This is a genomic window from Mesorhizobium sp. P2_F7, from assembly GCF_056403695.1.
The window spans coordinates 297,392-322,974 of record NZ_JBFUFA010000004.1 but is presented as its reverse complement, the minus strand read 5'-3'; the positions used below and the strand labels follow the sequence as shown (position 1 = coordinate 322,974).

Sequence of the window (25,583 nt, the reverse complement as noted above, 5' to 3'; positions counted from 1 at the left end):
CCGAGCCGGGATCACCGCCTCAGCCTTGCCACCACGGGCGACATGCCGAAAGGCTGGCGAGCGGCCGGCGCTTCGGTGCGGACCTGTTTCTTGCCCGACCAACCGACCCCAGACAGCCATTCGAGATAGAAGGCGAGCGCGAACTGCATGGCGATGCCGGCCGATATCAGCAAGGCGTCATAGGCAAAGCCGCCAGGATTGATCAGCCTCATCACCTGCGCCACCATGGCGATCACCGTGCCGGCAAGGAAGACCGGCAGCGACCGCTTGCCGAGCAACGAGAGCGGATGGTCCGGGCTGAGACGGAACAGGTTCGACACGGCCGGCAAGGCGACGATCAGATAGCTCACCGCCAGAACGTGCAGCAGGCGCGGCAGCGACAGGAAGGTCTTGTCGAAGCCGCCGATCACCACAGGCAGATCGAACCAGGTGATCTGGCCCCAGAGCGGGCTGTGCACCCAGACCAGCGCTGCCGCGACATAGGCCGCCGCGGCGCCCACCAGCCAGCGATTGACGGGAATCGTGCCGCCGCGCCGGACATGCAGCATTCCGGCCAGGCCGATGTTGAACAGGAACTGCCAGGACAGCGGGTTGAGGAACCAGAAGCCGGGCTCCGGATAGTTCGGCGGCGCGATCTGCCAGATGCCGGCGACGAACCACAGGGCACCGGAAAAGACCAGTGCCGGCAGCGGCCGGTAGCTGACGAAGAGCAGGAAGAGCGGCGCCATCAACAGCAGCGCCGCATAGACCGGCAGGATGTTGTTGTAGCCGAGCTGGTGGCCGAGCGTGACGATGCCGACCATCACCTCTGGCGTGTTCTTCATCAGCGGTTCGATGTTGATCAGCTTCAGCAGCTCAGGCCGGTGGGCGAAGACCGCGGCTGCGCAAAACATCGCCATCACCGCCATGGTGGTGACGATGTGGGCGGTGTAGAGGACGCCGGCGCGGCGCCACATCTTCAACGTCGCCAACAGCCGGCCACCGGTCTGGAACTTGTTGCCATAGGCGAGCGCCACGGACATGCCCGAGATCAGCACGAACGCTTCCGCCGCGTCCGAGAATCCGAAATTCTTGTAGGTCAGCGTCTCGAAGACGGTGCCCGGCACGTGGTCGATATAGATGGTCAGGAGAGCGAGCGCGCGGAACACATCGATACGGGTATCGCGTTCGGCGCGATCCGGCGGGAGTTGCGTAGTCATCGACAAAAGGCCTCAAAGCGAGAGCAAGGATGCTCGTGTTGTTCATGCCGGGATGCGACCATCGGCGCACACCGCTTCGATTCCTCCCGCAGGAAGCATATCGGCGCAGAAACGGTCTGAAATGGGCCTGGTTCAATCACATTTCGCGGAGCATGAAAATATTCCGTTTTGAAGCCGGCAAATGACCAATATATCTACGAAATCAAAGAGATATGAGCGTGCCCGAATATACCGAAAAGCATGGTGTTCTGCACCAGGATCTGGCCTTCCCTTACCGCCTCCTGAACCCGGAAAATGCCAGCGGCGAATGCCTGTTTTTGCTGCACGGATCGGGTGTTGACGAAACGACGATGCTGCCGATTGCGACGCAGATCGCACCCGACGCCACACTGGTCGCGGTGCGCGGCCGCATTCCCCAGGAGGACGGCTTTCGCTGGTTCGAGCGGATCACCCCGACCCGCTTCGAGCAGGCAAGCATCCGTGCCGAGACGTCAGCCTTTGCCGCATTCGCCAGCGAAGCCGCGAAGCATCATCGGCTCGATCTCACGCGGGCTACATTCCTCGGCTATTCCAACGGGGCAAATCTGGTCTCGAGCCTGATGCTGCTCAACCCGGGCCTCGTGCGAAAAGCGGCGCTGCTGAGAGCGATGCCCGTGCTTGACGATGCGCCGTCAGCCGACCTCAGCGGAACGCGCGTGCTGATCATCGCCGGCGCCGCCGACGAGACCTACGAACCGTTTGCGCCCGCGCTGGTAACGCTGCTCGCCAAAAGCGGCGCCGAGGTCGATGCCCGGATCGTGGCGTCCGGCCATGAAATCGGCGACCCTGATGCCGTGATCGCGAGGCAGTGGATGGCGGAACCGATTGCCGGATAGCAAATCATAGCTCACTGCAACGTGCCGGCAAGCGCGGCCATCCCATCCGAGAGTGGCCAGGATTGAGAGAGCCACCGACGTTCGCGACCGCGCCGCAATCCAGGCAAAGTAAGTCGAGTACCCCACTCGCCGCTGCCCGTGCAAAAAGCGCGGTGGACGAGCTTCTTTGGAGCTATCTAGCGGAATGTGCTATGATTCGTGTCGTGGGCAAGAAGGCAAAGCAGAAAGCCGAACCGCAGGCAGATCGCGAAATGGCGATCGAAGCCGCCTACTTTGCCCGCAAGTTCGGCCTCACCAAAGAGGAAGCGCTCAAAACCCTCCAAGAGGCCAGCGTCGTGAAACTGTTGCCTAGCAGAAATCCGGCAAAAGCCCGATAAGGGCCGGCTTGGGCGACAGGGTTTTTGGCCAGAAAATCAAACGACACTTCAGGGCTCCGCGTCAGCCGCCCAGGCGCGTGACAAAATAGGTGAGCGCCGAAATTGCCGCCGTGGCCGGCAAGGTGACAACCCAGGCGACGACGATGTTACCGGCAATGCCCCAGCGCACGGCCGAGACGCGGCGGGCAGCGCCGACGCCGATGATGGCGCCGGTGATCGTGTGGGTGGTCGACACGGGAATGCCAAGCCAGGTAGCCGCGAACAGGGTGATGGCGCCGCCGGTCTCAGCGCAGAAGCCCTGCATCGGGTTCAGCCTTGTGATTTTCGAGCCCATTGTGTGAACGATGCGCCACCCGCCAAACAAGGTGCCCAGCGCCAGCGCCGACTGGCAGGTGAGGACGACCCAAAGCGGCACGTAGAATTTTTCGCCGAGCATGCCTTGCGAGTAAAGCAACACCGCGATGATGCCCATGGTCTTCTGCGCGTCATTGCCGCCGTGGCCGAGCGAATAGAGCGAGGCGGAGAAGAACTGCAGGACTCGGAAGGTGCTGTCGACGGCGAACGGCGTCTGGCGCACGAACAGCCAGGAAACGGCCAGGATCAGGACCAGCGCCAGAACAAAGCCGGTTGCCGGCGACACGACGATTGCGGCGACCGTCTTGCCAAGCCCCGTCCAGACGATGGCACCGACGCCGGCCTTGGCAATGCCTGCGCCGACCAACCCGCCGATCAGCGCATGCGAACTGCTCGAGGGGATACCGGCAATCCAGGTGACGATGTTCCAGACAATGGCGCCGACAAGCGCCGAAAAGATCACCGCCGGCGTGACAATGGTGACATCAACTATGCCTTTTCCCACGGTCTCGGCGACATGGAGGCCGAAGAACATGAAGGCGATGAAATTGAAGAAGGCCGCCCATAACACCGCATATTGCGGCCTCAGCACGCGGGTGGACACGATGGTGGCGATGGAGTTCGCCGCATCGTGCAGGCCGTTGAGAAAATCGAAAAACAGCGCGACGGCGACAAGGCCGGCCAGCACGGGAAAGGCGATGGTGGCTTCCATTGCCTAAACGTTCTCGATGACGATGCCGCTGATCTCGTTGGCGACGTCCTCGAAGCGGTCGACCACTTTCTCCAGTTGGCCATAAATCTCGCTGCCGATCAGGTAGGCCATCGGATCGCTGCGGCCATGCCGCTTGAACAGGTCCTTCAATCCTTGCTCATGCAGATCGTCGGCGCGGCTTTCGACGCGCATGACTTCTTCCGCGATGGCGTTGAGGCGCACCGTATGCGTGCCGACTTTGCTGAGCAGCGGGATCGCTTCCGCAACCAGCCTGGAGGCGGCAACGATGACGCCACCCATTTCCTGCATCAGCGGGTCGAACTCCTTCTTTTCGAACAGCTTCACCGTCTTGACGGTCTTGTGCATCATGTCGATGGCATCATCCATCGACTGAATAAGGTCCTTGATGTCGCCGCGATCGAAGGGCGTGATGAAGGAACGCCGCACCGCCAGCAGGACTTCGGCCGTGATATGATCGGCCTCGTCCTCGAGATCGATGATTTTCTGGCACCAGCGCTCGATATCCTTGCCCTGGAGAAGCTGCTCGAGCGCCTCGGCGCCACCGACTACGGTACGGGAATGCCGTTCAAACAGATCGAAGAAGCGATCCTCGCGCGGCAGCAGCTTGCGGAACCAGCCCAGCATCTCGATCTCCCGTCGCGCCCGTCCACCCCATCAACTCACATAACGCCGCAACGAGCCACTGAAAACAGTAAGCCGGCTGAAAGATGTGGATTCGGTCGATCGCAGGTGCGGCTGGACAGCTAGACGCGCTGACCAGCCCGAAGCTGCAGGAGCTTGCCTGGTCGGTTTCCGCGGACCGCTGGGCACCGTCGCGGCAGGCGCTGATGCGATCGCCGGGGTGCGCCCGGCGGAGATCGAGGCCGTACTGCCGATGCCCTCGGCCGATGTCATGCTGGCACTGCTCGCCCAGATGGAAGGCTAGCCAAAAACCCTGCCTACCCCTGCCCCATCCGGTTCCAGGCATCGAGGCCGGCGATCTTGTAGGCCTCGGCCAGCGTCGGGTAGTTGAAGGTATTGTTGACGAAGAAGTCGACGGTGCCGCCGAGATTGATCACCGCCTGGCCGATATGGATCAGTTCGGTGGCGCCCTCGCCGACGATGTGGGCGCCGAGCAGCCGGCGTGTCTCGACCGAGAACAGCAGCTTCAGGAAGCCGGTGTTGACGCCCATGATGTGGCCGCGCGAGGTTTCGCGAAAACGTGCCACGCCGACTTCGTAGGCAGCGCCGCTCTCGCGCACCTGTTCCTCCGACTGGCCGACGGTGGAGATTTCCGGCACCGCGTAAATGCCATAGGGAAAGGTTTCCGGCGGCGGCGGCAACTGCACGCCGAAGGCATGGCAGGCGGCCACCCTGCCCTGCTCCATTGAGGTCGAGGCGAGGCTGGGAAAGCCGATGACGTCGCCGGTGGCATAGATGTTGGGCACGGCGGTCTGAAACGTCTGCGGATCGACCTTGATGCGGCCTCTGGAGTCGGCCTCGATGCCCACCACGTCGAGGCCGAGGCTGCCGAGATTGCCGCTGCGGCCGGCGGCATAGAGCACAACCTCGGAGCGGATGGTGCGGCCGTCGGCGAGCGTCACTTCGGCATAGTCGGGTTTTGAGACGATTTCCTTGACCGTGCTGCCGAGGCGAATGGTCATGCCGCGGTCGCGCATCTGGTGGATGAAGTCGTCGACGATCTCGCGGTCGACGAAATCGAGGATGGTGTTGCGCGGCTCGACCAGCGTCACCGGCACGTCGAGGGCAGAAAAGATGGTGGCATATTCGACGCCGATGACGCCGGCGCCGATCACCGTCAGCGTGCGCGGCAAACGGTCGAGTTCCAGCATCTCGTCGCTGTCGAAGACGCGGACCTTGTCGAAGGGCACGTCGCGCGGCCGGTGTGGCCGGGTGCCGACCGCAATCAGCGCATTGGCAAAACCGACTTCCGAGTAGTCGCCATTGTCCGCCGTCAGGCTGATTTTGTTGGGGCCGAGGAATTTCGCCGTGGCGCGCGCGCTTTTCACCGCATTGCGCATGAACTGGTGCTGCAGCACCTCGACCTCGTGGTCGAGCGTCTTGTGCAGGCGATCGACCAGATCGGCGATGGAAATGTCCTGCTTGACCCGGTAGCCGCGGCCGTAAAAGCCGCGCTCGCGCCAGCCGGAGAGGTTGAGCACCGTCTCGCGCAACGTCTTCGACGGGATGGTGCCGGTGTGCACCGAGACGCCGCCGAGGCGCCGGCCCCTGTCGACCACCAGCACCGATTTGCCGAGCTTGGCCGATTGCACCGCGGCGCGGCGGCCGGAAGGGCCGCTGCCGATGACCAGCATGTCGTAATCCATGTAACCCCGTCCCCTCGGCGTCTTGTTGCGCCGCAGCAAGCTAAACTGGGAAGAGTGTCATGTTCAACTGCCCAGACCGCAAACTCGTGCGGTTCGGCCCAACTGCGGCGAATCTTCCGGCGTAATGTGACAAGTGCTCAAGAAAGCTTAACCCGACGGCAACGGCTTGCGTGCAATGGTCACTCTCGAGGGGATCATCGGGGTGACTGATTTGAGCATTTTCAAGAGTGAGACGCTGCCTGGCGCAGAGGCGCGTTTCTGGTCCAGTCCGCGCAACCGCGAAATCCTCGCCGATCTGCGCGAGGGACTGTTCCGTTTCATAGCCCTGGCTGTCGCCGCGCTCTTTGTCTATCGCGGGGTGAGCCATCTGGTTGTCGATCCAGCGCGTCTCAACGTGTTGCTGCTGATGATCTCGGACTCATTGACTTTCATCTGGTTGCTGACGGCGCGGCGACCCTTGGTGCGCGACTGGAACCCCTTCACCGTCTTCATCGCACTGGCAGCCGGCTTCGGCGCCGGTTTCATCTCGATGGAGGCCGGCGTTCCAATCATCCCGCTCTATATCGCGGCGCCGATCCAGTTCATTGGGCTTTGGATCGTCATCTGGGGCAAGATTTCGCTTGGCCGCTCCTTCGCCATCCTGCCCGCCAATCGCGGCGTGGTAACCGGCGGCGCCTACCGGTTCGTGCGGCATCCAATCTACGCCGGCTATTTGATCGGACACATTCTGTTCCTGCTGTCGAGCTTCTCGATCTATAACTTCACCGTCTATGCCATCATCACGCTCTTCCAGATCCATCGCATCCTGCGGGAGGAAGCTATCCTGGCAAGGACGGAGGAATACCGCGAGTATATGGACAGGGTCCGCTACCGTCTTTTCCGCGGCATCTTCTAGGGAAGTTGCGCCGGACGCCGAAGTGTCCGTTTCTTGAATTCGCCGTCGCCCTCACCATTTGAAAGGGCGACGGGCATTCCCATCGGGATGCCATGGCGAGGACATGATATGAACGCGCGCGTACTTATCGGCGAAATCATCACCAGCAGGCTTGACGACGTCAGGGCCTATGACGGTGTGCGCACGCGGCGCAGCCTCGCCTTCATCATCGACTATTGCATCGTGGCGCTGCTCACCATTCCGTTCGCGATCCTGGTGGCCGTGCTCGGGCTTTTGACATTCGGTCTCGGCTGGGCGCTATACTCCATCCTCGTACCGGCGGTCGCCATTCTCTACATCTGGAACACGCTGGGCGGTCGCAACCAGGCCACGTCGGGCATGAAGATGATGGGCATTCGGCTCGATCGCCTCGACGGCAGCCGTATCGACGGGCTCACCGCCGTCGTCCATTCGGTGCTGTTCTGGGCGAGCACCGTCATCCTGACGCCGCTCGTTCTCCTGGTGACGCTGTTTTCCGATCGCAAGCGCACGCTGCACGACCTGCTGCTTGGCACGGTTGTCAGCCGCAGCGACCGTTGAACCGGCGCTCAAATGGTCCCAAAAAGCATTTGTGCGCAAATGTGAAGGCGTCCGTTCACCTGCGCCTTCACAATCCTGTTGAATTTTTCGCCAGCCGAGCCAAAGGTAGAGCGATTCGCAGGAGTGTTCCCAAGGTTCGATGACGCAGCATCCGACCCAGTCGCCGCAGTTCTTTCTGACCGCGCCGTCGCCGTGCCCATATCTTGAGGGCCAGTTCGAACGCAAGGTGTTTACGCATCTTGTCGGCGACAAGGCGCCGGAGATGAACGACCTGCTGACGCAAGGCGGCTTCCGGCGCTCGCAGAACATCGCCTACCGGCCGGCCTGCGAGACCTGCCGCGCCTGCGTCTCCGTGCGCATCCTGGCGCAGGAATTCACCGCCAGCCGCAACATGAAGCGGGTGATCCAGCGCAATTCCGATCTCATCGGCGCCATGCATGACGCGCAGCCGTCAACCGAGCAGTACTCGCTGTTCCGCGGCTATCTCGACGCCCGCCACCGCCGCGGCGGCATGTCCGACATGACGGTGCTCGACTACGCCATGATGGTCGAGGACACCCATGTCGACACCAAGGTCATCGAATACCGGCGCCGCGGTCCCGACACTTTCATCACTGGCAAGGGCCAGGGCGAGTTGATCGCCGTGGCGCTGACCGACAAGATGGCCGACGGCCTGTCGATGGTCTATTCCTACTTCAATCCCGAGTTCGAGGACCGCTCGCTCGGCACCTTCATGATCCTCGACCATATCGCCCGCGCCAGGGCCATGGGCCTGCCCCATGTCTATCTCGGCTATTGGGTCAACGGCTCGCGCAAGATGAACTATAAGATGCGTTTCATGCCGCAGGAGCATCTCGGCCCGAAGGGCTGGGAACGCTACGACCACGAAGCGGTCACGCGCTAACTGCTCTTTCCCCAAGTCTGGGCCTAAACATTTTCAACTGAGATGATGCTGGTCTTTCCGCCTGTTGGCGGAGAGTGTGCGATCGCGCCGGGCCGGCCATCGAATTCATTGCGAAAGTCGCTTCATGTCATCCCACGATGCTCACACCAAAGGACTTCTGCTCACCGCGCTTGGCGGTATGACGCTGACCGTCGATATTCCGCTGATCCGGCTCGCTCATGGCGAGCCATGGACGATCCTGCTGTTGCGCGCCGGGTGCACCCTCATTGCCGGGCTTCTCATCTGGGCGGTGTGGCGCTCGTTGAGCAACAAGGCGCCACAGCTCGTTCCGGGACGGCTGGGGCTGGCGGTGGCAACGCTCTACGGCCTCGGCTCGATCGCTTTCATCACCGCCGTCTACAACACCTCGACCGCCGACCTCGTCTTCATCCTTGCCTTCACCACCATGTTCTCGGCGTTACTGTCCTGGGTGTTCCTTAGGGAAAGGCCACAGCCGCTGTCGCTGGCGGCGCTGGCATTGATGATCATCGGGATCGCCATCATCGTCGGCGACTCCATCGGCAATGGCTATCTGTTCGGTGACATCATGGCCTTGTGCTCGTCGCTCTGCGTCGCCTGCGCCATCACCATCTCGCGCGCCAGCGGCAAGGATATGGGTTTTACCGCGCTGATCGGCGTCATCTTGCCCTTGGTGCTGGCGGTGTTCATGGTCTCCAGGACCGGCTTTCAGGTCGAAGCGCCCTGGTGGATCATCTTCAACGGCGCCGTCATCATGCCGATCTCGTTCTTCTGCCTGGCCAACGGACCAAAATACATTTCGGGCCCCGAAGTGGCGATGTTCTATCTGCTGGAAACGGTGCTGGCGCCGGTCTGGATCTGGATGATCTTTGCCGAGACGCCGTCACGCAACAGCCTGATTGGCGGCGCGATCTTGATCGTCACGCTGGTCGCGCATTCGCTGTGGCAATTGCATGAGGGACGCAAGCGCCGCGCGGCGCTCGCGGTTGCCTACCCGGCCTAGACTTATTCGAACGTCGCGGTTGCCGATCCCCATCATTGCCCCTATTTAGTTTTTTCTAATGGGCAATCCGGGGGCGGAATGCATATCACGCTTGTCTTGAAGGGAGCCATTCCCTGCGTCGGCTATGGCGGTATCCAGCGTCAGGTCAACTGGCTGGCGACCGACCTTGCCAAGCTGGGCCACCGCGTCGTGGTCATCGCGGCGCCGGGTTCAAGCCATCCACTTTGCGAGGTCCGGCACGCATCGACCGAAGACGAGGTCAGAAAAGCCATCCCCGCCGACACCCAGATCCTCCATACGCATAGCTGGCCGTTCGATCTCGGTATTCCGACCGTGAACACCATGCGCGAGATCCTGCCGGGCTTGCCCGCTATGCCCAACTGGAGTTTCATCAGCGCCAATCATGCCCGCTTCTACGGCTACAAAACCTTCGTCTACAACGGCTTCCCGGTGGACGAATACCGGCTGTCACCGTCAAAGGGCCGCAACGTGCTTTTCCTCGCCGGCATTGCACGCTCCAGCAAGGGGCTCAACCGGGCGGTCGATCTTGCCAGGAAATTCGATTTCCAACTCGACATCGCCGGCGGGGCACGATGGAAGCTGCTCGGACGCAGCCAAACACGCCGCGATGGCGTGTTCTTCAAAACCCTCGGCAGTCGTTATCGCTTTCACGGTATCGTCGATGGCGAGGTAAAGCTGCGCCTGCTGGGCGAAGCGAGAGCCTTCCTCAATCCCATCGCCTGGGAAGAGCCGTTCGGCAACGCACCTGTCGAGGCCATGCTTTGCGGCACGCCGGTCCTCAGCACTCCGAGGGGCGCTCTACCGGAGACGGTTGACGCCGATAGCGGCCGGCTGTTCGAGACCGACGAAGAATTCGGCAAGGCTCTGGATGCCGTTGCGTCCCTTACGCCTGAGCAATGCCGCGAGTCTGCGGCAACGCGCTTCCCCATGAGAAAGGCCACGCTCGGCTATATCGAGCTTTACAAGCGTGTGCTGGATGGCGAGACGCTCAACTGAGTCTACGTCAGGCGCGAGCCTGCTATTTCCCCGGATCGGTTTCTGCGACAATCTCGATCTGCGTAATCCTATCGTCGCGTTAGTCCGCAAGTAACAGGTATCCTTCAAGATAGGTCCAAATTTAATTGGGCCTGCATTCAATGAAGCGCATCGCGGCGATAATTTTCGTAGTTGTTGGTCTAGCGCTTTGCTTTACTGGCCCAGCGATCTTCTCCCGCCCCATGGACGGACTTTCCGTAGCGTGGTTTGTCGTCCTGGGGCTGACTTCGGCCGCTGCCTCGGTCGGCGCGATAGCAGCGCTAATATTGCAGTACACACGCTTTCAAATGCGAACCACGCTGGACGGATTCTTTTGGATCGTTTTCGTCGTACTGCCGATTTCGGTCACACTATGTGCCTCAGCAGCGTGGACGCTCGGCTGGTACTTTCTTGGCTGGGAGTGATCTGACCTCAAGGAACCTTAACGCGACCGGGACTGCGGATCAGGCGCTGGCTTTCTTCGCTACGCCGGGTGCAGGCAGAACCTCGACCTGTGGGTCGGCTTCGATTTCGACCGGCGAACCGGGCTGAATTTCCTCGGCCAGTTCCACCTCGCGCAGCCATTCGCGCCAGATCGCGACCAAGAGCGCCATCAGCACAGGGCCGATGAACAGGCCGAGAAAGCCCATGGTCTTGACGCCGCCGATCAGGCCGAAAAAGGTCGGCAGGAAAGGCAATTTGATCGGCCCGCCAACCAGTTTCGGGCGCAAGGTCTTGTCGACGATGAAGAGTTCCACCGCACCCCAGATGAACAGCGCCAGTCCCGCCATCGGCGAGCCGCTTGCGGCGAGGTAGATCGACACCAGCGTAAAGGACAGCGGCGCGCCGCCGGGGATCAGCGCCATCACGCCGGTGAGCGCGCCCAGCGTCACCGGCGACGGCACGCCGGCCAGCCAGTAGGCGACGCCGAGCACCAGCCCCTCGCCGATGGCGATCACGGTCATGCCGGTGACGGTGGACGAGATGGTTGCCGGCACGACGCGCGAAATCCGCTCCCAGCGCGTAGGCAGGATGCGTTCGCCGAGCCGGTCGATCTGGCCGGCAAAGTGCTCGCCGTCGCGATAGGCAAAGAACAGGGCGATCATCATGAACAGCAGCGTCAGCAACAGGCCGAAGGCGCTGCCGCCGGCCGCCAGCACGCCGCGATAGATGCTGCCTATATTGGCGCCGCTGACCAGCTGGATGAGTTCGCCGATGCCGCCTGGGTGGCCGAAATTGTCTACCCACTGTTCGTTCAGCCACTCGCCGATCACCGGCAGCGTGGCGATCCAGTGCGGGGTGACCGCGCCGTGCCGGTTGGTCTCGATCGCCCAGCCGACCCATTCACGGACTTCGTTGATGGCATAGGTGCCGGCAAGCGCGATCGGCACCACCAGGAAGGTCAGGATGAACAGGATGGCAAGGGTCGCGGCAATCGTGCGGTTGCCGCCGACGCCGGCAAGCAGCCGGCGGTAGAGCGGCCAGCTGGCGAAGGCAATGACGAGCGCTGCCAGCACCGGAAACAGGAAGCCGTGGAAGAAATAGACGCCTGCGGCGACGATCAGCACCAACAGCCAGCGCGCCGCCGACAGCGGCGGGATGACGGCGGCCCTCAACGGCGTCGACAGGCCGAACAGGCGCTGCTGACGCTCCGGCTTCTGGATCTTGGCTTCCTTCAAACGCCCATCTCTCCCCGGCCAATCAAGCGTTTATGCACTGTTATAGTGCCGCAATCGTGACGATAGTCCAAATGGTAGCTAATCTCCCCCCTCGAGGGGGAGATGGCCGGCAGGCCAGAGGGGGTCGCCGCGCGTGGAGCGCCAGCCTCCTCGGCCGGCAAAGGGGTGTCGCGTCTGGACGTACCGACCCCCTCTGTCGCCTTCGGCGACATCTCCCCCTCAAGGGGGGAGATCAGCTACCCAAACTTCCCCGTCCGCGGAAATCCCTTCGGCACCATCCGGCCCGCCGATGCTCTGGCGCCGATCCACTCCGCCAGCTCCTCGCGCGAGCGTGTAAATGTGCGTTCGGCCGAATCCTGCCATGACAGGCCACTCGCCAGCGTGAAGGGTTTCAGGTCGAGCAGACCGCCATCCTTGTATTTCTGCAGGCGAACGCCCTTGCCGCGGCCCATTTCGGGGATTTCGGAGAGCGCAAACACCAGCATCTTGCGGTTCTCGCCGACGATGGCGAGGTGATCGCCGGAAACCGGGACGCAGGCCTTGGCCTCGTCGGGCGCCTTGACGTTCATCACCTGCTTGCCCTTGCGGGTGTTGGCGACGACCTCTTCCTCCGGCACGATGAAGCCGTTGGCATCGTAGGAGACAAGCAGCAGCTTGCGCTTCGGGTCGTGGACGAAAGCGGTGACGATGTCCTGGTCGTTGTCCATGTCGACAATGATGCGGATCGGCTCGCCATGGCCACGGCCGCCCGGCAGCCGGTCGGCGCCGATGGTGTAGAACTTGCCGCCGGTGGTGAAGACCAGGATCTTGTCGGTGGTCTGGGCATGGAAGGCAAGCTTGAGGCTGTCGCCTTCCTTGAAGGTGAGCGTGGAATGGTCGGCCAGATGGCCTTTCATGGCCCTGAGCCACCCCTTCTCCGAGACCACCACGGTGACCGGCTCGCGCTCGATCATGGCGTGCGCAATGTCGGTCAGATCATGTTCCGGCGCGTCGGCGAACTGGGTGCGGCGCTTGCCGAGCTCAGTGTCCGGGCCAAACTTGTCGCGAACCTGGGTGACTTCCCATTTGATCGTCGACCATTGCTTGGCGTCGGATGCGAGCAATGCCTCGATCTGCTTCTTTTCGGTGGTGAGACCGTCGAATTCCTTGCGGATCTCGAACTCTTCCAGCTTGCGCAAGGCGCGCAGCCGCATGTTGAGGATGGCTTCGGCCTGGGTGTCGGTGAGCGACCAGCGGGCCATCATCACCTGCTTGGGCTCATCCTCCTCACGGATGATCCTGATGACCTCGTCGATGTTGAGATAGGCGATCAGGTAACCGGCAAGGATTTCCAGCCGCTTCTCGATCTCGCCAAGCCGATGCTTCGAGCGACGGATCAGCACATCGCGCCGATGGTCGAGCCACTCCTTCAGCACGCCCTTCAGCGAAAGGACGTTGGGCACCTTGCCACGAGACAGCACGTTCATGTTGAGGGGAAACCGGCTTTCGAGCTCGGTCAGCTTGAACAGCGATTCCATCAGAATGCCGGGATCGACGGTACGGCTCTTCGGCACCAGCACGATGCGGACGTCCTCGGCGCTTTCGTCCCTGATATCCTCGAGCAGCGGCAATTTGCGCGCGATCAAAAGCTCGGCGATCTTTTCGATCAGCCTGGCCTTCTGGATGCCGTAAGGAATTTCAGTGACGACGATGCTCCAGGTGCCCCTGCCCTGATCCTCCTGGCGCCATTTGGCGCGCACGCGAAAACCGCCGCGGCCGGTCTCATAGGCCTCCAGGATGGAAGCGCGGCTGTCGACGATGATGCCGCCGGTGGGGAAATCCGGTCCCTGGACGAACTCCATCAACTTGGCCACCGGTGCGTCCGGTTGCTCGATCAGATGCAGCGCTGCGTTGCAAAGCTCGGCGGCGTTGTGCGGCGGGATGGACGTCGCCATGCCGACCGCAATGCCTGAAGAGCCGTTGGCGAGCAGATTCGGGAAGGCGCCGGGGAGCACCACAGGCTCCTCGTCCTCCTCATTGTAGGTCGGTCGGAAATCGACGGCATTCTCGGTGATGCCGGCAAGCAAATCGCTCGCCACCTCGGTCATGCGCGCCTCGGTATAGCGCATGGCGGCAGCGTTATCGCCGTCGATATTGCCGAAATTGCCCTGCCCGTCGACCAGCGGATAGCGCATGGAGAAATCCTGCGCCAGGCGCACCAGCGCGTCGTAGATCGACTGGTCGCCGTGCGGATGGAACTTGCCCATCACGTCGCCGACGATGCGGGCGCATTTGGCAAAGCCCTGGTCGGGGTTGAGCCTGAGCAGCCGCATGGCATGCATGATGCGGCGATGCACGGGCTTCAGCCCGTCGCGCACATCCGGCAGAGCCCGGTGCATGATGGTCGACAGCGCATAGGCGAGATAGCGCTCTTCCAGCGCCTTCTTCAGATCGACCGGTTCGATGTGGTCACCGCCGCCATCTTCAGGCGGCAAAAGCCTTTTTCCCATGCGGCTGGACTAGCCGAGCGGGTGATTCGCGGCAAGGCGCCGGTGTCAGTATCCGCAATTTGCGCGGTCCTGGCTGTAAAAGGTGATCAGTCCATCGCACGGTGTGATGGATTTCATGTCCAACGTGCCGTCCCTGTGCAACAGCACCGGTAGCAGTGCTGTTGCCAACCAACATCAATCTGTTACACGCCCTCTCTAAGGCAGGAGATGGTACGCAGGGGAGCCCGACCTTCATGACATATTCACCGCATCGAGCGAAGGCTCCCGCTCCGATTTGCCTTTCGCCGTGATTTTCGACAAATCTGGGGGAAAGTGCCTTTTTCCCGTCCAGTTCGTCACGGAATGGTGACGGCGTAGAATTCAGAAAACACTTTTCAGGACTCTCTCAGGGAACTCGCGATGACAATCCAACGCTCGACACTCAAGACACTCGCTTTTTCGACCTTTTTGCTGACCCTGCCGCTGAATGCCGCCTTTGCGCAGGACGCTGCGGTTGCCGACCGGCTGAAGGCCGCACTTGCCGCCCAGGGCGTCGATATCTCCTGGACCGGGGTTACCGGCGACAATTCCAGCATGGTGCTGCAGGGCGTGTCGGTTAAGCCGGCGGCCGAAAAGGAAGCGCTGCCGATCGGCGACGTCAAGCTTGAAGGCGTGACCGAAGCCAATGGCGGCTTCGATATCGCAACCATCTCGACGTCCGCATTCGAGCACAGCAAGGACGGCGTCACGCTCAACCTCACCCCCTTCGTCATCCATGATGCCAACATCCCGGCCGAGGGCGCTACAGGCCCGCTCGGCTCGATGATGATGTACAAGTCGGCCGAACTCGAAAACCTGACGGTCAAGGTTGCCGACAAGACCGCCTTCTCGGTAGATGGCGTTGCTGTCCAGATCACGCCTCCGGCCGACGGCAAGGCGATGGAATTTTCCGCCACCACGGAAAAGTTCAACGCCGATCTGACCCTGGTCGACGATCCGAAGTCCAAGGAAGCCATCGACGCCTTGGGCTACCAGAACATATCGGGCAATATCGACATCGGCGGCACCTGGCAGCCGAGCGACGGCAAGATGGACCTGTCGAAATACGACATCTCGGTCGAGAATGCCGGCACGCTCGGCATGACCTTCGGCCTCGGCGGCTACACGGTCGACTTCGTCAAGTCGATGCAGGAGATGCAGAAGAAGCTGGCGGCGCAGCCCGAAGGCGCCGACAATTCGGCGCAAGGCATGGCCATGCTCGGCCTGTTGCAGCAGCTCTCCTTCAACGGTGCTTCGGTCCGCTTCGATGACGATTCGCTGACCGGCAAGGTGCTTGAGTATGTCGGCAAGCAGCAGGGCATGTCGGCCAAGGACATCGCCAACCAGGCCAAGGCGATCGTGCCGTTCGGCATGGCGCAGCTCAACAATCCCGAACTGACGGCCGAAGTGACGGCAGCGGTGGGCAAATACCTCGACGACCCGAAGAGCCTCGAGATTTCGGCAGAGCCGCCGGCAGCGGTGCCGTTCGCATTGATCATGGCGGGCGCGATGTCCAACCCGCTCGACCTGCCGAAGACGCTCGGCGTCCACGTCAAGGCCAACGAAGACTGATCGAGCGAAACGCTCAAAAAAGCAAAAGCCCGGCAGTGATGCCGGGCTTTTTTGTTGGATTGTCTATCCGAAAGAATCGGTTCCGGCAGTTTTTTAAAGAACTGCCGGAACTTTGGGGATCAGGCGTCCTTCTTTACCGCCGCGACGCGCAATGAGAGCTCGCGCAGCTGCTGAGGCGTGGCTTCCGAAGGCGCGTTCATCAACAGGTCGTAGGCCTGCTGATTCATCGGGAACATGGTGATCTCGCGCAGGTTCTTGGCGCCCACCAGAAGCATGACGACACGGTCGACACCGGCCGCCATGCCGCCATGCGGCGGGGCGCCATACTGGAAGGCGCGGTAGAGGCCGCCAAAGCGCTCCTCGACCGTGGCGCGATCGAGCCCGACCGTCTCGAACGCCTTGACCATGGTCTCGGGCAGATGGTTGCGGATACCGCCCGAGGCGATCTCGAAGCCGTTACAGACCATGTCGTACTGGAAAGCCTTGATGCCGAGCAGGTCGTCGCCACCGAGCGCCTCGATACCGCCCTGCGGCATCGAGAACGGGTTGTGGGCGAAATCGATCTTCTTCTCTTCCTCGTTCCATTCGAAGAACGGGAAATCGACGATCCAGCAGAGCTCGAAGCGTTCGCGGTCGACAAGGTTCAGTTCCTCGCCGGCGCGCGTGCGCGCGGCACCCGCGAAGGTGACGAATTTCTTGGGGTCGCCAGCAACGAAGAAGGCGGCGTCGCCATCGGCAAGGCCGAGCTGCTGACGGATTGCCTCGGTGCGCTCCTCGCCAATGTTCTTGGCCAGCGGACCGGCGCCTTCGAGTTTTTCTCCCTCCTTGCGCCAGAAGATATAGCCTAGCCCAGGCTGTCCCTCGCCTTGCGCCCAGGAGTTCATGCGATCGCAGAAGGCGCGGCTGCCGCCGGTCTTTGCCGGGATGCCCCACACTTCGGCCTTCGGGTCGTTGGCCAGGATGTTGGCGAACACCTTGAAGCCGGAATCGCGGAAATGGTCGGAGACGGCCTGCATCTCGATCGGGTTGCGCAGGTCTGGCTTGTCGGAACCGTATTTGCGCATCGCGACGTCATACGGGATGCGCTGGAATTTCTGCGTCACCGGCTTGCCGTTGGCGAAGGTCTCGAAGACGCCGCGCATCACCGGTTCCATGGTCGACAGCACGTCGTCCTGCTCGACGAAGCTCATTTCGAGGTCGAGCTGGTAGAATTCGCCGGGCAGACGGTCGGCGCGCGGGTCTTCGTCGCGGAAGCATGGCGCGATCTGGAAATAGCGGTCGAAGCCGGAGACCATGATCAGCTGCTTGTACTGCTGCGGCGCCTGCGGCAGCGCGTAGAAGGTGCCGGGATGGATGCGCGACGGCACCAGGAAGTCGCGCGCGCCTTCCGGCGACGAGGCCGTCAGGATCGGCGTCGAGAATTCGGTGAAACCGACATCCGTCATGCGTTTGCGCATCTCGGCGATGATTTTCGTCCGCGCCACGATGTTTCTGTGCAGCGTCTCGCGGCGCAGGTCGAGGAAGCGGTATTTCAGGCGGATGTCCTCGGGATAGTCCGGCTCGCCGAACACCGGCAGCGGCAATTCCTTGGCCGCCGACAGCACCTCGATTTCGCGGGCAAAGATTTCGATCTCACCGGTCGGCAAATTGGCGTTGGTGGTGTCAGGCAGGCGCGCCTTGACCTCGCCGTCGACGCGGATCACCCATTCGCCGCGCAGCGTCTCGGCGGCCTTGAAGGCGGGCGAATCCGGATCGGCGACGATCTGGGTCAGGCCGTAATGGTCGCGCAAATCGATGAACAGCAGGCCGCCATGGTCGCGCACGCGATGCACCCAGCCCGACAGGCGGACGGAAGAGCCGACATCGCTCTTTCTCAACTGGGCACAGGTGTGGCTGCGGTAACGATGCATGGTCATATCAAAAGTCCGGGGTGCTGGGTTGCGGGCCGAGCGTCAAAGCCCGGTCCAAAATTTGCGCGAAAAGCGCATGGGAGGCCTGATTTGTCAAGGCAAGCCGGGCGATCGGGCGCGGGCCTGTTGTTCAGGCAAAGTGGATTTCGGCGCCCTGGCGTTCGAAGTCGGCGAGGATCGCAGCCGGCGCGGTCTTTTCGACCACAAGATGGCGGATCGCCTCGGGACTGGCGACCCGGAAGGGTGCTGCGGTGGCCAGCTTGTCATTGGTGACGGCGATGACGATACCGGCGCTGTTCTTGGCCATGGCCCGCTTCACCTCGGCCTCCGCCGAATCGAAGGCCGTCACGCCGCGCGTGGCGTCGAGGCCACAGGATCCCAGAATAAACAGGTCCGCGCCAAGCTGCGCGACGGCCGCAAGCGTGTCGGCGCCGACGCAGGCGCCGAGGTGGCGGTCGAACCGCCCCCCCAGCACAATCAACTCGATCAGGGTATGCTCTGACAGCGCCGTGGCAACTTCGAGCGAATTGGTGGCGACGGTCAGATCGAGGTCGCGCGGGATGGCCCTGGCGATCGCGGCATTGGTCGAGCCGCTGTCGATGAACAGGGTCTGTCCGCGCGAAAGCAATACCACGGTCGCGCGGGCCAGCCGCGTCTTTTCTTCGACCGCATGGCTGGCGCGCAGACCGACCGGCGTGGCGGCGAACGGTGCGGCCGCAACCGCGCCACCATAGACGCGGCGGCATTGGCCGGCCTTCGCCAGTTCCCTGAGGTCGCGGCGAACCGTGTCTTCCGAAACGCCGAAGCGGCTCGCCAGTTCGCCGGCCAGCACCCTGCCCTCGACGGCAAGGCGGTCGCGGATGATTTGATGCCGCTCATCGGTCAGCATTGCATGATCCTGTTTTTCTTTGTGCACGTTCTTGCACGATTTGCATGTTTGTGCAAGATACAGGGCATACTAGGCGGCGACAACCGCCGGCTTTCCTCTCTTGAAAGCCTCTCCTGTGTTGAAAGCACCGACATGACCTTTGGCCTCAGCCTCGCTCCGCAACACCGGGTCTATGCCGGGTTTGCAATCTATTCGTTCGGCATGGGCAACATCTTTCCGCGGCTGCCCGACATCAAGCATGCCATGGGCATCGAGGACGGCACGCTCGGGCTCAGCCTGATCGGGACGCCGATCGGCACCTTGACCGCGCTGACGCTGGCTGCGCCGATCCTGGAGCGCGTCGGCTTCCGCCGCGCATTGCTCGGGCTGGTTCCGCTTTTGTCGGTAGCCTATGCCCTTGCCGTGCATGCGCCTGGGCCGCTTGCGCTGTTCCTGATGCTGATTCCGGTCGGCCTGATGATCGGCAGCGTCGAGATCATCCTCAATGTCGAGGCCGACAGGACCGAATTCCTGCTCAAGCGCCGGATCATGAACCGGGCGCATTCGTTCTGGAGCATAGGCTTTTTCGGCGCCGGCCTGTTCGGCGCCGCCCTTGCGCATCTCGGCATATCGCCGCAACTGCACCTGGCGATCGTCGTACCGATGGTGGCGATGGGAATGGCGTTGTTTCTCGGCGGCTACGAACCGGCGCCGAGCCGCTTCGCCGGCAATGACGAGACGGCGCCAAGGCTGGCGCGGCCGACGCTGCCGATCCTCGTCCTCGTCGCGGTAACGCTGTCGGCGATGCTGATGGAAGGCGCCAGCATCGACTGGTCCGCGATCTACATGCGCACCGTATTCGATGCAGGCCCGTTCGTCGCCGGCTTCACGGTGGCGCTGTTTGCATTCTCGCAAGCGAGCACGCGCTTCTTCGCCGACAGCTTTGTCGAGCGCCACTCGCCGAGCGGCGTGGCGCGGGTGCTGCTGGCCACAATGGCGGTAGGCGTGCTGCTTGTCTTCTTCTCGCCTGTCCCGCTTGTGTCGATGCTGGGCTTTGCCTTGCTGGGCATCGGCAGCAGCGCGATCTTTCCGCTGGCGATCTCGGCGGCCGCCCAGCGGACGGACCGCTCCGCGGCAATCAATGTCGCGGCGCTGTCGCAAATCTCCTTTGTCGCCTTCCTGCTCGGCCCGCCACTGCTCGGCTTTGTCTCCGACCATTGGGGCATCCGCTCGGCCTTCGGCATCGGCATCCCGTTTATCATCCTCAGCCTGCTGACCGCCGGCTCGCTTGGCCGAAAGGCCGCCCCAAGCAGACCTGCACCGGCGGGTGAAGCGTTGGCGAGAGCCCACGAAGCCTGAGCGGCTGTCGACCGGCCTCCTGAGGCGGGCGGCTGGACAACAGCCGCGACCTGACGCCTACACACTGTTGGCGGTCGGATATGAAGCTGGCAATGGCCGCACCAATGGTTCAGAACTGCGGAGCCATCTAGATGAGTATGACGTTTCGTTGAATCGTCATACTCATCTAGCTCTTTGTCGAAGCATGATCTTTTCCGAAAACCGGTTCCCACTTTTCGGGATCATGCTCTAAACATCGGTTCCGCATGTCCTCCATCCGCCCGCTGATCCCGCTCCTCATCGCCGCCGGCATCCTGCTTGGTGGCAACGGGCTGCAGGGCACGCTGATCGCGCTGCGCGGCGCGCAGGAAGGGTTTTCGGCCTCCGACATCGGCCTGATGGGCACGTTCTATTTCGCCGGTTTTCTGCTGGGATGCCTCGCCGTCACCCGCATCCTCAAGGCGGTCGGCCATGTCAGGACGTTTTCGGCGCTGGCCGCCACCGCCTCGGCCGGCACGCTGCTCCTGGTGCTGGTCATCGATCCGGTGATGTGGTGCGCGGTGCGCTTTGCCGGCGGCTTCTGCTTTGCCGGCCTGTTCACCGTCATGGAAGCCTGGCTGAATTCCGGCGTCGAAAACAAGGATCGCGCGCGGGTGCTGGCCATCTACCGCATGGTCGATATCGGCTCGGTGACCGGCGCGCAGTTCCTGATCCCGATCTTCGGCCCCGGCGGCTTTGCCATTTTCGCCATCATGTCGATGATGATCACGCTGTCGCTGGTGCCGGTGTCGCTTGGCGACCGCTCCAATCCGACGCCTCCGGAAGACGTCAAACTCGACCTTGCCCGCGTCTGGCGAATCTCGCCGCTCGGCTGCTTCGGCTGCATGTGCGTCGGCGTCACCAACAGCGCCTTCCGCACGCTGTCGCCGGTCTATGCCGAACAGATCGGCATGTCGGTGGCCGATGTCGTCACCTTCGTCAGCGTCGGCATCTTCGGCGGCGCCCTTATCCAGTATCCGGTGGGCTATCTCTCCGACCGCTGGGACCGGCGGGCGGTGCTTTTGGCAACGACATGCGGCGCCCTGCTGGCGGCGCTGGCACTGGCGTTTATTGCCGGCTCCAATCCGACCCTCAATTTGATCATCGTCTTCATCTTCGGCAGCTTCGCCATGCCGCTTTATTCGCTATCGGCGGCACACTCCAACGACCGCGCCGACAAGGGCGAGTTCGTGCTGATCAACGCCGCTTTGATGCTGTTCTATTCTTTCGGCGCCATTGGCGGCCCCTTCGCGGCGTCGACGGTGATGCAGTATTTCGGACCGGGCGCCCTGTTTGTCTTCAGTGCTATGGTCTACGCCATCCTCATCGCCGTCATTCTCTACCGCATGCAGGTGCGCGGCAGCGTGCCGGCGGGCAAGCGCAGCCGCTTCACGGCACTGCTGCGCACATCGACTGTGTTCGCGCGGCTGGCGCGCAGGAATGGCGATTCCGACGGATCGACGGATACTTGACTGAAGGGCGGCTTGACGAAAGCGCCCACGGCTGAAATTGAAAGAGAACCTTACCCGTTACTAAAAAGCGATTTGATGCACGTCATCACCACCCAAAATGAGCTCGAGTCCGTTCTCGCCGCTTTTGAAAAGTCGGATTTCGTCACCGTCGACACCGAATTCATCCGCGAAACGACGTTCTGGCCGATCCTGTGCCTGATCCAGATGGCGGCGCCCGGCGTCACCGCGCTGATCGATCCGCTGGCGCCCGATATCAACCTCGCCCCGTTCTTCCGGCTGATGGCCAATGAAGCGGTGGTCAAGGTCTTTCACGCCGCGCGCCAGGACATCGAAATCATCGTCCATCTCGGCGATCTGGTGCCGCATCCCGTCTTCGACACCCAGGTCGCGGCCATGGTCTGCGGCTTCGGCGACAGTGTCTCCTACGACCAGCTGGTGCAGCGCATCACCGGCGCCCGGCTCGACAAATCCTCGCGTTTCACCGACTGGCGCCACCGGCCGCTGTCCGACAAGCAGCTCGACTACGCGCTGGCCGACGTCACCCATCTGATCGACGTCTACAAGCACCTCAGCGCCGAACTGGAGCGGGAAAACCGCGCCCATTGGCTGAACGAGGAGATGGAGGTGCTGACCTCGCGCGAGACCTACGATCCGCACCCCGAAGACGCCTGGAAGCGGCTGAAGATGCGGTTGCGCAAGCCGCAAGAGTTGGCGATCGTGCAGACGGTGGCGGCCTGGCGCGAGCGCGAGGCCAGGGAGCGCGACGTGCCGCGCGGCCGGGTGCTCAAGGATGACGCCATATACGAGGTCGCCCAGCAGGCGCCGCGCGATGCGGCCGCGTTGGCCAAGCTGCGCACCACACCGAAGGGCTGGGAACGTTCATCGACAGCAACCGCATTGCTTGGCGCGGTCAACACGGCGCTCGCCTTGCCCCGGGAAGAGATGCCGAAGCTGCCCAAGAGCTTTCAGCCCCCCGAGGGTTCGAGCGCGGCTGCGGAGCTGCTGAAAGTACTGTTGCGGATCGTCGCCGAAAAGGAAGGCGTCGCCTCGAAAGTGCTGGCGTCCAGCGACGACATCGACCGCATCGCCGCCGAAGGCGAAGCCGCCGACGTGCCGGCCCTGCAGGGATGGCGGCGCGCCGTGTTCGGCGAGGCCGCGTTGAAGCTGGTGCGCGGCGAAATCGGCATCAAGTTCGACAAGCGCAAGATCGCGGTATTCGATCTGTAACCCTTCTTTGAGCCCTATACGGCTCCGAGCAGGTGCAGCGCGAACCATATCCATGCCAGCAAGAGAATGATCGCGCCCGCGTAGAAGGCTCGGCTGCGAAACCGCAGATTGTTGCTGGTCAGGTGGACCCAGGCATGGCCATAGCGGGAAATCACGAAAATCCACATCAAGGCCAAGGTCAGATAATTGACGCCATTGGTCGCGTGCAGGGCCAGGCACAGCACGTAGAAAAGCACCGGCAATTCGAACTGATTGATGAGATTGTTTGCGACCGTGACGCTGGACACAGGCTCGGTCGTGCGCATCTTGTATTGACCAACCTTGGCCTCGCCCGATTTGACCGCACCGTAGCGGCGCCGGCCCATCACCACATAGACGATATAGACCAGCAGCACCTGCGCCAGCATCGGCCAGAATATTGCGGTCTGGCTCATGGCGCTGCCCCTGCTTTGTTGTTCATGCCTGTGGACGCCGCTGGCTGGCGACGATGAAGGCCGCGATGACGGCGACAGGTATCGCCAGAAGTACGAATTTGGTGACGATCAGCGACGAGGCGAAGGACAACGAATCCGGATTGGCCGACAGCGCATCGGACAAAAGCCGTGCCACCGCAATGTTCTGGGCATAGTCGGCGCAGGTGTAGGGCAGCACGACGACCAGCGCCAACAGCGACTGAACCTGCACCGGCAGGGCGCGAAAGGGCTTTAGCCGCCGCCCCGTGGCGAGGATCAGGCTGACCATGGTCACTGACAGCAGCGCCGGGAACAGAAGGTCGAAGGTCAAATAGTGCCAGACCAGGATGATCTCGCTGCCGCGTCGGCCGAGTGCCGTGAGCCAGGCCATGCCCTCATCCGGCGTGAAACCGCCAAAGCGCACATCGAGCGACGGCAGGCCGCCGCTCAACTGGCGGAAATAGAAGAATTCCAGCAGCGTCATGGCGACGAAAACCGCGATTGATGCAACGCATAGCGCGCCGGCATGACGCGACAGCCGCAGCACGATCGCCGCCTGGTTGCGCCAGAGCATGTGCCGCTCCGGCTGCTGGTCAGGCTCCGCCGGGATAGTTCGGGCTTTCGCGGGTAATCGTGACGTCATGGGCGTGGCTTTCACGAAGTCCGGCGTTGGATATGCGCACAAAGGTGGCGCGCTCGCGGAAATCGGCAAGATCGCGGCCACCGACATAACCCATAGCGGCTTTTAGCCCGCCTGCAAGCTGGTGCAACACGCCAGACACAGGTCCTTTGTAGGGCACCTGCCCTTCAATGCCTTCCGGGACCAGTTTCAGCGTGTCGCGGACCTCGGCCTGGAAATAGCGATCGGCCGAGCCGCGCGCCATGGCGCCGACCGAACCCATGCCGCGGTAAGCCTTGAAGGAGCGGCCCTGGTGCAAATAGACCTCGCCGGGGCTTTCGTCGGTGCCGGCCAGCAGCGAGCCGATCATGGCCGCACTTGCGCCGGCGGCGAGCGCCTTTGCCAGGTCACCGGAATATTTGATGCCGCCATCGGCAATGACCGACACACCGGATTTGTGCGCCGTCTCGACCGCCGACATGATCGCCGAAAGCTGGGGAACGCCGACACCGGCAACGATGCGCGTGGTGCAGATCGAGCCTGGGCCGATGCCAACCTTGACGGCGTCGGCGCCGGCATCGATCAGCGCCTGAGTGCCTTCGGCGGTGGCGACGTTGCCGGCCAGGATGCGCACGGAGTTGGAAAGCTTCTTGGCCCTGGTCACGGCATCGAGCACACGCTGTGAATGGCCATGCGCGGTGTCGATGACCAGGAGATCGACGCCGGCGTCGATCAGCCGCTCGGCGCGCTCGAAGCCGTCATCGCCGACGCTGGTGGCGGCGGCGGCGCGCAGCCGGCCCTGCGCATCCTTGGTGGCGTGCGGGTTGAGCTGCGACTTCTCGATGTCCTTGACGGTGATCAGGCCGACGCAATTGCCCTTCTTGTCGACGACGACGAGCTTTTCGATGCGGTGCTGGTGCAGCAGCCGCTTGGCCTCGTCCTGGTCGACATTCTCCTTGACCGTGATCAGGTTCTCACGGGTCATCAACTCATAAACCTTCTGCGAAGGATCCGAGGCGAAGCGGACGTCGCGGTTGGTCAGGATGCCGACCAGCCGACCGATCTTCTGGCCGCCGGTGCCGCCATTCTCGACCACCGGAATGCCCGAAATGGAATAGGTGCGCATCAGCGCCAGTGCGTCGGCCAGCGTGGCGTCGGGACCGATGGTGACCGGGTTGATGACCATGCCGGATTCGAATTTCTTGACCTGGCGCACCTGCTCGGCCTGTTCGGCCGGCGAGAAATTGCGGTGGATGACGCCGATGCCGCCGGCCTGCGCCATGGCGATGGCAAGCCGTGCCTCCGTGACGGTGTCCATGGCCGCCGACAGGATCGGCACGTTGAGGTCGATGTCGGTGGCGATGCGGGTGCGGATGTCGGTCTCGCCGGGCATGACCTCGGAATGACCGGGCTGCAACAGCACGTCGTCAAAGGTCAGCGCCAGCGCGCCGGTGGACGTTTCGATGATTTTTGCCATGGCCAGTCCTTCAGGTACGAAAAAGCGATGGGAGAATACAAAAAAGCGCTGGACCGCAATGGACAGCGCCGACTCGTTTCTTCCCTTTCAGGATTGGCGCTGGCTGGTAACACGTCACGGTGAC

General features: G+C 62.4%; 22 protein-coding genes and 1 pseudogene. 12 read left to right on the top strand and 11 right to left on the bottom strand.

Annotated elements, in window-relative coordinates; all coding sequences use genetic code 11:
• Positions 1–11 precede the first annotated feature (11 nt).
• Positions 12–1,199: an OpgC family protein gene (locus AC1DZ8_RS15585; RefSeq protein WP_477401156.1), complete on the bottom strand. Its 1,188-nt coding sequence runs from the start codon at positions 1,197–1,199 to the stop codon at positions 12–14.
• Between the two features lie 218 nt (positions 1,200–1,417).
• Here AC1DZ8_RS15585 and AC1DZ8_RS15580 point away from each other — a divergent pair, with 218 nt between their 5' ends.
• On the top strand, positions 1,418–2,074 hold the full coding sequence (locus tag AC1DZ8_RS15580; RefSeq protein WP_477307561.1) for an alpha/beta hydrolase: 657 nt from the start codon (positions 1,418–1,420) through the stop codon (positions 2,072–2,074).
• Between the two features lie 191 nt (positions 2,075–2,265).
• Positions 2,266–2,451, top strand: coding sequence for a hypothetical protein (locus AC1DZ8_RS15575; RefSeq protein ID WP_477307563.1), 186 nt, complete (start codon positions 2,266–2,268; stop codon positions 2,449–2,451).
• A gap of 61 nt (positions 2,452–2,512) precedes the next feature.
• Here AC1DZ8_RS15575 and AC1DZ8_RS15570 read toward each other — a convergent pair whose 3' ends face one another.
• Positions 2,513–3,517, bottom strand: a complete 1,005-nt coding sequence (locus AC1DZ8_RS15570) for an inorganic phosphate transporter (RefSeq protein ID WP_477307565.1) — start codon at positions 3,515–3,517, stop codon at positions 2,513–2,515.
• A 3-nt stretch (positions 3,518–3,520) separates the two neighbouring features.
• The gene (locus AC1DZ8_RS15565) at positions 3,521–4,162 is read right to left on the bottom strand and encodes a DUF47 domain-containing protein (RefSeq protein WP_112397070.1); all 642 of its coding nucleotides are present in this window, start codon (positions 4,160–4,162) and stop codon (positions 3,521–3,523) included.
• A gap of 119 nt (positions 4,163–4,281) precedes the next feature.
• On the opposite strand from AC1DZ8_RS15565, the pseudogene AC1DZ8_RS15560 reads away from it, so the two are divergent.
• Positions 4,282–4,463 (top strand): annotated as a pseudogene (locus AC1DZ8_RS15560) (hypothetical protein); the annotation flags it as partial.
• A 13-nt stretch (positions 4,464–4,476) separates the two neighbouring features.
• Here AC1DZ8_RS15560 and sthA read toward each other — a convergent pair.
• Entirely contained in the window at positions 4,477–5,865 is a 1,389-nt protein-coding gene (gene sthA, locus AC1DZ8_RS15555; protein ID WP_477307568.1) for a Si-specific NAD(P)(+) transhydrogenase, read from the bottom strand.
• Between the two features lie 202 nt (positions 5,866–6,067).
• Between sthA and AC1DZ8_RS15550 the strand changes: the two genes are divergently transcribed.
• The 5 genes from AC1DZ8_RS15550 to AC1DZ8_RS15530 all read left to right on the top strand — a co-directional run bounded on the left by AC1DZ8_RS15550 (position 6,068) and on the right by AC1DZ8_RS15530 (position 10,281).
• Positions 6,068–6,760, top strand: a complete 693-nt coding sequence (locus AC1DZ8_RS15550; RefSeq protein ID WP_477307569.1) for a methyltransferase family protein — start codon at positions 6,068–6,070, stop codon at positions 6,758–6,760.
• Between the two features lie 108 nt (positions 6,761–6,868).
• Complete coding sequence (locus tag AC1DZ8_RS15545) at positions 6,869–7,339, top strand: RDD family protein (protein WP_477307571.1); 471 nt, start codon at positions 6,869–6,871, stop codon at positions 7,337–7,339.
• A gap of 139 nt (positions 7,340–7,478) precedes the next feature.
• Entirely contained in the window at positions 7,479–8,243 is a 765-nt protein-coding gene (locus tag AC1DZ8_RS15540) for an arginyltransferase (protein WP_192253163.1), read from the top strand.
• A gap of 124 nt (positions 8,244–8,367) precedes the next feature.
• Positions 8,368–9,264, top strand: coding sequence for a DMT family transporter (locus AC1DZ8_RS15535; protein ID WP_477307573.1), 897 nt, complete (start codon positions 8,368–8,370; stop codon positions 9,262–9,264).
• A gap of 189 nt (positions 9,265–9,453) precedes the next feature.
• A complete protein-coding gene (locus AC1DZ8_RS15530) occupies positions 9,454–10,281 on the top strand; it encodes a glycosyltransferase (RefSeq protein WP_477307575.1) in 828 nt (275 codons plus the stop codon).
• Between the two features lie 482 nt (positions 10,282–10,763).
• On the opposite strand, the gene AC1DZ8_RS15525 is transcribed toward AC1DZ8_RS15530, so the two are convergent.
• Together AC1DZ8_RS15525 and parC are read right to left on the bottom strand one after the other, a co-directional pair.
• A complete protein-coding gene (locus AC1DZ8_RS15525) occupies positions 10,764–11,978 on the bottom strand; it encodes an AI-2E family transporter (protein ID WP_477307577.1) in 1,215 nt (404 codons plus the stop codon).
• A 236-nt stretch (positions 11,979–12,214) separates the two neighbouring features.
• Positions 12,215–14,467, bottom strand: a complete 2,253-nt coding sequence (gene parC, locus AC1DZ8_RS15520; protein WP_477307579.1) for a DNA topoisomerase IV subunit A — start codon at positions 14,465–14,467, stop codon at positions 12,215–12,217.
• 399 nt (positions 14,468–14,866) lie between these two features.
• Here parC and AC1DZ8_RS15515 point away from each other — a divergent pair, with 399 nt between their 5' ends.
• The gene (locus tag AC1DZ8_RS15515; protein WP_477307581.1) at positions 14,867–16,057 is read left to right on the top strand and encodes a hypothetical protein; all 1,191 of its coding nucleotides are present in this window, start codon (positions 14,867–14,869) and stop codon (positions 16,055–16,057) included.
• 119 nt (positions 16,058–16,176) lie between these two features.
• On the opposite strand, the gene aspS is transcribed toward AC1DZ8_RS15515, so the two are convergent.
• Together aspS and AC1DZ8_RS15505 are read right to left on the bottom strand one after the other, a co-directional pair.
• Positions 16,177–17,967, bottom strand: coding sequence for an aspartate--tRNA ligase (aspS, locus tag AC1DZ8_RS15510; RefSeq protein ID WP_477307601.1), 1,791 nt, complete (start codon positions 17,965–17,967; stop codon positions 16,177–16,179).
• Between the two features lie 130 nt (positions 17,968–18,097).
• Positions 18,098–18,856 carry a DeoR/GlpR family DNA-binding transcription regulator gene (locus AC1DZ8_RS15505; protein WP_477307583.1) on the bottom strand — a complete coding sequence of 253 codons (759 nt, stop codon included), beginning with the start codon at positions 18,854–18,856 and terminating at the stop codon, positions 18,098–18,100.
• Between the two features lie 132 nt (positions 18,857–18,988).
• Between AC1DZ8_RS15505 and AC1DZ8_RS15500 the strand changes: the two genes are divergently transcribed.
• From AC1DZ8_RS15500 to rnd, 3 genes are all read left to right on the top strand, one after another.
• Positions 18,989–20,194 (top strand): MFS transporter, encoded by a 1,206-nt coding sequence (locus AC1DZ8_RS15500; protein ID WP_477307585.1) that lies wholly within the window; start codon positions 18,989–18,991, stop codon positions 20,192–20,194.
• Between the two features lie 245 nt (positions 20,195–20,439).
• Positions 20,440–21,684 carry an MFS transporter gene (locus AC1DZ8_RS15495; protein WP_477307587.1) on the top strand — a complete coding sequence of 415 codons (1,245 nt, stop codon included), beginning with the start codon at positions 20,440–20,442 and terminating at the stop codon, positions 21,682–21,684.
• Positions 21,685–21,759: 75 nt separating this feature from the next.
• Positions 21,760–22,911, top strand: coding sequence for a ribonuclease D (rnd, locus tag AC1DZ8_RS15490; RefSeq protein ID WP_477307589.1), 1,152 nt, complete (start codon positions 21,760–21,762; stop codon positions 22,909–22,911).
• A gap of 14 nt (positions 22,912–22,925) precedes the next feature.
• Here the strand turns inward: rnd and AC1DZ8_RS15485 are convergent, their stop codons facing one another.
• From AC1DZ8_RS15485 to guaB, 3 genes are read right to left on the bottom strand one after another with little or no spacing between them, the layout of a single operon-like run.
• Complete coding sequence (locus AC1DZ8_RS15485) at positions 22,926–23,345, bottom strand: MAPEG family protein (protein ID WP_477307591.1); 420 nt, start codon at positions 23,343–23,345, stop codon at positions 22,926–22,928.
• 22 nt (positions 23,346–23,367) lie between these two features.
• Positions 23,368–23,937, bottom strand: a complete 570-nt coding sequence (locus tag AC1DZ8_RS15480) for a hypothetical protein (RefSeq protein WP_477307593.1) — start codon at positions 23,935–23,937, stop codon at positions 23,368–23,370.
• A gap of 19 nt (positions 23,938–23,956) precedes the next feature.
• On the bottom strand, positions 23,957–25,459 hold the full coding sequence (gene guaB / locus AC1DZ8_RS15475) for an IMP dehydrogenase (protein WP_477307595.1): 1,503 nt from the start codon (positions 25,457–25,459) through the stop codon (positions 23,957–23,959).
• Between the last annotated feature and the right edge of the window lie 124 nt (positions 25,460–25,583).